This window comes from Vulcanococcus sp. (assembly GCF_044369115.1).
Classification (GTDB): Bacteria; Cyanobacteriota; Cyanobacteriia; order PCC-6307; family Cyanobiaceae; genus Vulcanococcus.
This window is the reverse complement of sequence record NZ_JBIPMN010000109.1, coordinates 1-9,031: the sequence shown is the minus strand read 5'-3', so window position 1 is coordinate 9,031 and position 9,031 is coordinate 1. Positions and strand designations below refer to the sequence as shown.

The following is a 9,031-nucleotide window of genomic DNA, read 5'->3' as shown; positions in this document are numbered from 1 at the left end:
CTTCGGCCTGAAGTTGCCGGTGGTGCCCCTGCACGGCTGGCAGCCGATCACCTACAGCCAGGCCCCCACGCCGGTGGCGATGTTGATGAGCGGTGTGGTGTCGAAGCTCGGCGCCTACGGCCTGCTGCGCTTTGGCCTGGAGTTTCTGCCGGATGCCTGGGCGGCCTGGTCTCCCTGGCTGGCTGCGGTGGGAGCGATCAGTGCCATCTACGGCTCACTCAATGCGATCGTTCAGCTCGATATGCGCCGTTTGGTGGCCTACAGCTCCCTGGGCCACATGGGCATGCTGCTGTTGGCTTTGGCCGCGGCCACACCGCTGAGCCTGCAGGGCGTGATCGCCCAGATGCTCGCCCACGGTTTGATCATTGCGCTGCTGTTCTGCCTGGTGGGCCTGATCGAGCTGCGCACCGGCACCAGCGCTATTCCGGAGCTGTCTGGTCTGCTCAATCCCCAGCGGGGTTTGCCCTTCACCCTGGGCCTGATGCTGCTGGCGCTGCTCGCTGCGGCGGGTGTGCCCGGCCTGGCAGGTTTTGTTGCCGAACTGCTGGTGTTCGAGGGCAGTTGGGTGGCGTTCCCGTGGCCCACGCTGGTGTGCCTGTTGGCCTCGGGTCTCACGGCTGTCTACGCCATTCGGCTGTTCAACCGTGTGGGCTTCGGCCGCCTCGATAACGACCGCGCCGATTGGGTGAGCACCAGCTGGGGTGAGCGCACACCGGCTCTGGTGCTTACGGCCCTAGTGCTGGTGGCAGGCCTCTGGCCCTCGATGCTCACCGGTTTCAGCGAAACGGCCACTGCTCCTTTGGCCCTGCGTTCCAGTGACGCTGTCACCGTGATCGCCATGGCTCCCGCCAATCTCAACTCCGCCCAGCTCCCCGCATGACTGCCACCGTCGCCTCGGAGCGCATCAAGGCTCCGTTGATTCCACCCTCCACCCACCGCTACGCCGATGTGATCCATCGGCTCGAGGCGGGTGGCTCGATGCTCCCCGATACGCCGGAGAACCTCAAACAGATCATCGGCATCTACAAGGCCTACGCCGTGCCGATGGACTTCTATTGGCGCGACCTGCTCTACATCGCTGAGCGGGTGTTTCTCAATCCGCTGCCGGCCTTCAAATACTTCATTTCACAGGAGTATCTTGATCGCCCCAACAGCTATGCGGGCGATCAATCACAGTTGCGCATCTGGCGTGGTGGTGAGAAGGCGCATCCGGAACTGCTCGAGTTCATGGAGCGCGGCGAAGCCGGCCGCATGCCCAAACTGCTCCACCACCTTTGGCACGACCGGGTGAACATGGAGTTCGCCGAGGCCTGCATGCAGGCGATGCTCTGGCATCAGGGCATGGGCGGCCGCTTCAATGACTACCTCGAAAGCGACGCCTACAAGGCCAACGCCGATCGGGCGATCAAGGCCTACTTCAAGGGCAACCCCCTGATGCTGGGGCTGTATGCGTTGTTCCCGGACATGTTCTTGGAGCAGGTGCGTCAGCTCAGTTACACCGCCAACCTCGGCCTCTTCTGGGAGGTGATGGCGCCGGTGTTCTTCGAGATGAGCGACATCTACGACGAGGGCGGCTTCAAGGGCGTGCCCGATGCGATGGATTTCCTCGTGAACGGCATTTTCGCCGTGGCTGGTCGCCCGATCTATCACCACCTCTATATCGGCGACGAGTGCTACGAAATCATCCCCAAGAGCGAGGGATTCACCTGGCTTTATGAGGCTGCTCTGCCCTATGTGGAGGCAGTATTCTACCGCACGGCACCCTTCCGGGGCACCAAGAGCTACAACGCCCAGGCCGGCCAGGTGCCGGCGGATCAGGCGGATTTCCACTACGGGATCCTTTATGCCGATGTGTTCCCCGTGGGCTCAGCCGGCATTCCTCCCACCCTGCTGATGCAGGACATGCTGCATTTCCTGCCTCCGTATCTCAGGGAGATCTACCGGGATCACAAGCGCGGCGAGGAAGATGAGCTGGTGCAGCTGGGGATCACCTTCCAGCGCTCGATGTACAACGTCACCTCGGCGGTGATTCAGGCGCTGCGCTGCGCGCTGCTGTATCCCCTGGATGACACCAATCCCGAGCACCTGATGGCGAATCGGCGCTTCTTTGAGGCGCAGATGGATCGCTTCCTGCGGCCAGAGGCCCGCCTCGCCGATATTCAATCCCAGGACTACCGCTGATGGCTTCGATTCTCGAAACCGCCGCCTCTGTGGGGGTGTTCAACACCCTGCTGGCTGCCGTGGATGCCGCCGGGCTGCGCGAGGCGCTGGCGGGGCCAGGCCCCTTCACCGTGTTCGCCCCGGTGGACGACGCCTTTGCAGCGCTGCCACCGGGCACGGTGCAAACCCTGGTGGATAACCCGCCGCAGTTGGCGCGGATCCTCAAATATCACGTGCTATTCGGTGCCTACAGCCGCGATCAGCTGGTGGCTGAGGACAACTGGGACAGCCTGGAAGGGGCTCCAATTCCGATCCGCAGCAAAGATCCCTTTGAGGTGAAGAACGCCACAGTGCTGACCGCCGATGTGGTTTGCGACAACGGCGTGGTGCATGTGATCGATCGGGTGATTCTGCCCGGCTGATCTCAGGCAGCGCGCTGATTTTTGCCTTCGAGGTAACGATCCCAGCTGCCGCGCCCGCGGTTGGGCTGGTGTGTCACTTGGTTGTGCAGACGCCGCACCCGCAGAATCCGTTCGCGCTCGAGTTTGCGGTAGTGCTCGATTGTGCGTTGGCGGCCCTTGGCCTCATCAAACACGATGGCGCTGGCCAGGGCCACCGAGGTGCCAATGATGCCGGCAGCCAGCAACAGAGCAAAGGTGTCAGGCATGGCCAGATCGCAGCGTCCGTGAGGCTTTTGTATCGGATGGCGCGGTGGCGTCAAGCCTTTGTCTCAAGGGCTGAGAGCCTCAACTCCCGATCGGATCGCGGCGTAGCACTGTTCCAATTGTGTGTCGCTGATCGAGAGGGGCGGCAGCAGATACACCACGTTGCCCAGGGGCCGTAGATAAACCCCGTGATCGAGGCAATGGCGCTGCAGTTGTTTGCCGATCGGATTGAGGTAACTCGTGCTGCCGGCATCCAGCTCGAAGGCGGCCACGGTTCCCTGGCAGCGGATTCGCTTCACCAGAGGCTGCTGCGCCAGCTCTTCCAGCAGCGGAATGTGGCGTGTATTGAACTGCTGGTAGCGCACGGGGTCGTGCTGCAGTAGATCAAGGCTGGCCAGGGCGGCGGCGCAGCCCAGGGGATTGGCGGTGAAGCTGTGGCCGTGGAAGAAGGTTTGTTCCGGCGTTTCGCTGATGAAGCCGCGGTAGAGGCGCTCGCTGGCCATGGTCACTCCCATGGGCAGGAAGCCACCGGTGAGCCCTTTGGAGAGGGCCATCAGATCGGGCTTGAGTCCGGCGCGCTGGCAGCCAAACAGGGCGCCCGTGCGTCCGAAACCGGTCATCACCTCATCGGCGATGAGCAATGCACCGTGGGCCTGCGCCCGCTCTTCCACCGCCCGCAGAAAGCTTGGCCGCACCATGTGCATGCCGGCAGCCCCTTGAATCAGTGGCTCCAGGATCACGGCTGCTGTGGGCACCGCGAAAGCTTGCTCCAGCTGCTGCAGCGCGTGAGCTTCTCGCTCCTCCACCGTGGCATCACCCCAGTGGGTGTGCGGCCAGCTGATGCGAGCCACATCAAACAGCAGGTCGTGGAAGGGGGCGCTGAACACCGAGCGATCCCCCACGGCCATCGCCCCGAAGGTGTCGCCGTGATAAGCCCCCTCAAAAGCAATCAATTGGCGGCGATCACTGCCTTGGTTACGCCACCACTGCCAGGCAATTTTGAGGGCCACCTCCACCGCGGTGGAGCCGTTGTCGGAGAAGAACAATCGCTCCAGCCCGGAGAGGGCGGCCAGACGGGTGGCGAGCTGTTCCGCGGGCTGGTGGCTGAAGTTGGCGAAGATCACCTGCTCCAGCTGAAGGGCCTGGCGGCCGATGGCGGCAGCGATTGAGGGTTCAGCGTGGCCGTGCAGGGTGACCCACCAGCTGCTGATCGCATCGATGAGCTGGCGCCCATCCTGCAGTTCGAGCACGCAACCGCGGGCGCGCGCCACCTGCAGGGGAACTGGGCTGGTGGCTACCTGGGTGGTGGGATGCCAGAGGTGGGGGTGCCAGCTCATGGGGTGATGCCTTAGGCCTCTAGGTAGTCGATCACGCGATCGGAGAGGCGGCGGATCGCTGCATTGGCGCGCCGTTCCATGCCGCGGGCCTGGTCGCGGCTGAGCCCCATCTGCCTGGCCACGGCACTGAGGTTCATGGGGCTGGGCTGATCGATGCCGTAGCGCAGCCGCAGTAACTCAGCCTCCTGATCCGGCAGCTCATCGAGCAGGGCGACAAGGTCGGTCTGCAAAAGGGCGGCGGTGAGCTGATCGCTGGGGAGCTTGGCATCGCAGCGCAGGGAGTCCAGCAGGCGCAGGTCGTCTTCCGGGCCGTGGCTGCTGTCGAGGCTCAGGGGTTCCTGGGCGCGGAACAGGGCTTCGCGGATATCGAGCGGTTTGAGTTCGGTGGCTTCAGCCAGCTCCTCGAGGTTGGGTTCACGGCCCAGCATCTGGCGCAGTTCCTGCTGGCAGCGGCGCAGCCGCTGCAGGCGATCCTGCATGTGGGCTGGCAGGCGGATGCTGCGGCTCTGCTGTTGCAGGGCACGGCCCATGCCCTCCCGAATCCACCAGGTGGCATAGGTGGAGAACTTGTAGCCGCGGGTGGGATCAAAGCGCTGCACGGCTCGGATCAGGCCGAGGGTTCCCTCCTGGATCAGATCTTCCAGGTCGAGGCGCCGGTGGCTGATGCGGCGAGCCAGGCTCACCACCAGCCGCAGGTTGGCGGTCACCATGCGCTCACTGGCCCGTTCCGCCAGCTTCAGTTCGCGCTTCAGCTGCCGGGGTGTGAGCTGCACATTGCTGGCCCAGGCCTCCAGGCTGGGGGCTTGGCCGCCCGAGCGGAGTTTCATTTCTTCGGCCGCTTCAAGCAGGCGCCGTCCGTTTTGCACGGCGCGGCCTAGGCTAATTTCCTCTTCAGCGGAGAGGAGCGGAATACGGCCGATGGCACGTAGGTGCCGGCTGATTGCGTCGCAGTCTCCTTTGCGGAGCTTCTGTGGCGCAGGCATCGAGAGAGATGTCTGTGGGGTGACGAAACCTTAAGGACATCTGCGCCGGGCTGGGTGGGTTTCGGCGTTGATGCAGCAACTGCAATCGCCTTGATCAGTGCTGCTGATCAATCCTGCAGAACCCTTGCAAGCCTTGAGATCTCACCCTGGTCTGGTTCTGCTTTTCTTGCATCACGCCAACACTTAACGCATTCCTGATCTGGTTGGTGTTGATGTTCATCAACCCGCCTAATTCTGGCGATTAAGAGGGTTGGGTCGGCTGGTGATCACGGCGTGCCTGCCGCACCAACCAGTAGGCGGCGGCCAGCCCCACCACGATCACCCCGAATCCCGCCATCAGCGCTGGTTTGTTTTCTGTGCCCGGAGGCAGCACGATCACTTTTCGCGCCACAGCCGTGAGGGCGGTGAGTAGCACCAGTTCGATTTGCACCACCTGATCGCGCAGGTAGGCGGTTATGTTCTGGAGTACCTCTAGCGCGATGAAGATCAGAAGCAGTCGATCCAGCAACTTGATCAGGCTGCCGTCAAACCAGTTGGTTTCCAGTTGCATCAATCCCACGCCTGTTTCCACCAACAGCTCGAGAGCAGCCAAACCCACCACTGCCGCTAACAGCAGTGCCAACAGCTTGGCCAGCTGCCGCTCGTAGCTGTGGATGGTGGAGAGGAACTGCTTGTCGTCGAAGAGCTTCATTGGCAGGTGAGGGCAGAACGTTGCATGAAAAAAGGGCATCCACGGAATGGATGCCCTGGGGTCGGGATGGTCTGGGATTAGGCCAGGGCGGCCACGGCCTGTTGAAGAGCCTCGCAACGGCCGACGCTGGTGCGTTCCGAAGGCAGCTTCTGGTAGAGGCCCAGCTTCTCAAGCCGGCGCTGGGTGGTGCCACTGGCTCCCACCACAAACACCTCGCGGCCCTTCTCGATCGCCTCTTCCACCGCGTTCTCCACTGCCAGAGCGGCAGTCACGCCCAGGTGAGACACCTCGGTGAGATCAAACACCACGGCTTTGCAGTCGCCGATGGCGTTGTGTTCGCGGCCGATGGCCTTCGCCACGCCAAAAATCATGGCGCCATTTAGTTGGAACAGCAGCACCTGGCCGCGGCCTTGATCCAGAAGCTGACGTTCCTCATCGCTGATGTCGAGGTCACCGTCGCCGGTGCTCACCGATTTCACGCTCTTGCTCTGCAGAGCGCTCATTTTGTCGATGGTGAGGATGTTGGCGATGAACACGCCGATACCCACGGCGGCGATCAGATCCACCAGCACGGTGAGGGCGATCACCAGATACATGATCAGCGCGCCGCTGACCGAGATGCGGTGGGCGCGCTTGATGAAGCCCCAATCCACGATGTCGACACCCACCTTCAGGGCGATGCCGGCGAGCACGGCCTGGGGAATTTGAGCGGCGACACCGGTGAAGGCCAGGATCACGATCATCAGGATCACGGCCCGGCTGATGCCCGAGAGGGCACTGCGGCCTCCAGCCTGAATGTTCACCACGGTGCCCATGGTGGCGCCGGCACCGGCGATGCCACCGAACAGGCCAGAAGCGATGTTGCCCAGGCCCTGGCCGATCAGTTCCTTGTTGGAGTCGTGCTCGGTGCGGGTGATGCTGTCGGCTACCACAGCAGTCAGCAAGGCATCGATGCAGCCGAGCATGCCCAGCACCGCTGCATCAATCAGCATCCGGCTGAGATGCGGCAGATCGAAATAGGGGGTGCGCAGCTGAGGGAAACCGGAGGCGATCTCGCCGATGCGGCGGATCTCTTCGCCGCTGCCCTTCAGCAAGCTGAGCGACAGGATGGTGCCGATCACCAGCGCGATCAGCTGCGGCGGGGCGATCTTTTTGATCTTGCCGGGGGTCAGCCAGAGGATCGCCAGGGTGACCACGGCCAGCACCACCTCAGCGGGGCGGGCGTTTCCGATCAGCTGAGGCAGGGCCTGCAGGGTGCCCATCACACCCCCTTTGGGGATGGCCTGCCCCAGGAAGGGACCGAGCTGAAGAATGATCAGGATGAAGCCAATCCCGCTCATGAAGCCCGAGATCACCGTGTAGGGCATCTGGGTGATGTAGCGGCCCAGCTTCAAGAAGCCGAAGGCGATCTGGAACAGGCCGGCCAGCATCACCACGGTGAAGGCCATGGCCAGCCCGTTTTCGGGGTCGCTGGCGGTGAGGCTGGCGATCACCGCCGTCATCACCACGGTCATCGGACCGGTGGGCTCGGAAATCAGCGTGGGGGTGCCGCCGAACAGGGCGGCGAACAGGCCCACGAGCACAGCGCCCCACAGGCCAGCAGCAGCGCCGGCACCGGAGGCCACACCGAAGGCCAGGGCCATCGGCAGGGCAATCACAGCGGCGGTCACACCGCCAAATAGATCACCTTTGATGTTGTTGGTGCTGATGTGATTCAGCAGCCGCAGCGGTGAACGCCCGGGGGGGGCCGAGGCGGAGGTCATCGCAACAGAACAGGGTTGGCGCGGAACCTTAGGGGGTGCGTGCGGAATGTGGGTGGGGTTCTGCCGCTACAGCGCTGGGTGCTTAGAGCAGGCCTCGGTGACGCACCAGCCGTTGCACCATCGCCCAGGAGCCCAGCGTCACCTTGAGGGCCACCAGCAGATTGAGCAACGGAATCCAGCCACCACTCAGCAGGCTGCCGAAGCGGCCTGCTGCGGGATCCAGCCCCACGAGGCTCATCAACGCCACGAGCAGGAAGCCCACCACCGCTGCTTTTTCCCAGAGATCAGCGCGGTAGAGCTTGTAGAGCCGTTCGCTGCGATCAGCGCCGCCACTGATCAGCAGCAGGCCGATGGCTGAGCCGCCGGCGACCCCTGCTGCAAAGCCGCCGCCGGGGCTGAGATGACCGCGCAGCGCTAGCTCCACGGCCACCAACGCGGCAATGGTGGAGCCCAGCTCACACAGCACCTGAGACGGTGGATCGTCGAGCGAGCGGATCCGTTTGCGCTCCGGATCGCCCGCCAGCACCAGGCGGACGCCGATGGCCGCCAGGGTGAACACCACCACTTCCGCCACTGTGTCGAACAGGCGGGTGTGCAGGATCACCCCTGACACGAGATTGGGAACCTGGGTTTGCGCCGTGAGTGCCTCGATCAAGGGAGTGATTCCGGTCGCGTCGGGGAGGGGGCTGGCCAGGGGGGCCGCAAACAGGGCGATGGCCGCCAGCAGATACAGCCAGGTCATGGTTGGGGTTCGGACGCCAGGTGCAGTTCGCCGCCGCTGGCGCGCCATGCGGCATATCCCGGGCATTGCTCCAGCTGCCGGCGCAGGGGTGGCTGCAGCAGCACGAGCTGGCCGTTGTCGTTCAGCCAGCCATGGCTGGCGTTGCGGCCGGGTTCATCGTTGCGCTGCCAGCGCAGCCGCAGATGCAGGGGGGCAATCCAGGCACTCAGCTGGGCATCGCGGCTGGGGTCGGGCTGGGAGCGCCGATCTTCGAGTCGCAGTGCCATGGAGGAACGCAGGGCCACGGCGTAGAGCGTGGTGGAGAGCAGCGTGCCCACCAGCGCCTCGGTGAGGGCCACATCCGGTGCCCCCAGCAGGGCGTAGAGGAGTGTGGCCACAGAACCCAAGATGCCCCGCAGCACCAGGGTTTGGTAGGGATTGCTCTGGCTCACCAGCAGCAGTGCGGTGACCGGCAGCAGAGCGGTGATCGGCAGCAGCAGGTCGAGTTCGCTGCCCAGGCTCAAGGACGCGTTCATCGGTGGTTCACCTCCGCGGGTTGTGAACAGCGGGCCAGCACGTAGCCAAAGATCGTGTTCCACACCACCAACCCCAGCAGTGCCAAGGCCAGCAGGGGCCATTGGCTGGGGATGCGCAGCAGCAAACCCAACAGCATCAGGCCAGAGCCGAGCGTGTCGGACACCGACAATTTGT

11 protein-coding genes are annotated in these 9,031 nt (G+C 63.8%); 3 read left to right on the top strand and 8 right to left on the bottom strand.

What is annotated here, in order from left to right:
- The 3 genes from ACIQ2E_RS09465 to ACIQ2E_RS09455 form a co-directional block, all read left to right on the top strand.
- On the top strand, positions 1-880 hold an 880-nt coding region (locus ACIQ2E_RS09465; RefSeq protein WP_398329432.1), incomplete at its 5' end, for an NADH-quinone oxidoreductase subunit M.
- Positions 877-2,181 carry a CO2 hydration protein gene (locus ACIQ2E_RS09460; RefSeq protein WP_398329429.1) on the top strand — a complete coding sequence of 435 codons (1,305 nt, stop codon included), beginning with the start codon at positions 877-879 and terminating at the stop codon, positions 2,179-2,181. The genes ACIQ2E_RS09465 and ACIQ2E_RS09460, both read left to right, overlap by 4 nt.
- Entirely contained in the window at positions 2,181-2,582 is a 402-nt protein-coding gene (locus ACIQ2E_RS09455; protein ID WP_398329426.1) for a fasciclin domain-containing protein, read from the top strand. Before ACIQ2E_RS09460 ends, ACIQ2E_RS09455 begins: the two co-directional genes overlap by 1 nt.
- Positions 2,583-2,584: 2 nt before the next feature.
- Here ACIQ2E_RS09455 and ACIQ2E_RS09450 read toward each other — a convergent pair whose 3' ends face one another.
- From ACIQ2E_RS09450 to ACIQ2E_RS09415, 8 genes are all read right to left on the bottom strand, one after another.
- Complete coding sequence (locus ACIQ2E_RS09450; RefSeq protein ID WP_398329423.1) at positions 2,585-2,827, bottom strand: hypothetical protein; 243 nt, start codon at positions 2,825-2,827, stop codon at positions 2,585-2,587.
- 63 nt (positions 2,828-2,890) lie between these two features.
- Positions 2,891-4,162: an adenosylmethionine--8-amino-7-oxononanoate transaminase gene (gene bioA / locus ACIQ2E_RS09445; protein WP_398329420.1), complete on the bottom strand. Its 1,272-nt coding sequence runs from the start codon at positions 4,160-4,162 to the stop codon at positions 2,891-2,893.
- Between the two features lie 11 nt (positions 4,163-4,173).
- Positions 4,174-5,145, bottom strand: coding sequence for a sigma-70 family RNA polymerase sigma factor (locus ACIQ2E_RS09440; protein WP_398329417.1), 972 nt, complete (start codon positions 5,143-5,145; stop codon positions 4,174-4,176).
- A 241-nt stretch (positions 5,146-5,386) separates the two neighbouring features.
- Positions 5,387-5,836: a phosphate-starvation-inducible PsiE family protein gene (locus ACIQ2E_RS09435; RefSeq protein WP_398329414.1), complete on the bottom strand. Its 450-nt coding sequence runs from the start codon at positions 5,834-5,836 to the stop codon at positions 5,387-5,389.
- A 77-nt stretch (positions 5,837-5,913) separates the two neighbouring features.
- Positions 5,914-7,599, bottom strand: coding sequence for a SulP family inorganic anion transporter (locus tag ACIQ2E_RS09430; RefSeq protein WP_398329411.1), 1,686 nt, complete (start codon positions 7,597-7,599; stop codon positions 5,914-5,916).
- An 82-nt stretch (positions 7,600-7,681) separates the two neighbouring features.
- Positions 7,682-8,341, bottom strand: a complete 660-nt coding sequence (locus tag ACIQ2E_RS09425) for a Na(+)/H(+) antiporter subunit B (RefSeq protein ID WP_398329408.1) — start codon at positions 8,339-8,341, stop codon at positions 7,682-7,684.
- A complete protein-coding gene (locus ACIQ2E_RS09420) occupies positions 8,338-8,856 on the bottom strand; it encodes a hydrogenase subunit MbhD domain-containing protein (protein ID WP_296370027.1) in 519 nt (172 codons plus the stop codon). The genes ACIQ2E_RS09425 and ACIQ2E_RS09420 overlap by 4 nt, the downstream gene beginning before the upstream one ends.
- Positions 8,853-9,031, bottom strand: a 179-nt coding sequence (locus ACIQ2E_RS09415; RefSeq protein WP_398329435.1) for a monovalent cation/H(+) antiporter subunit G, incomplete at its 5' end; no start/stop codon positions are given. The genes ACIQ2E_RS09420 and ACIQ2E_RS09415, both read right to left, overlap by 4 nt.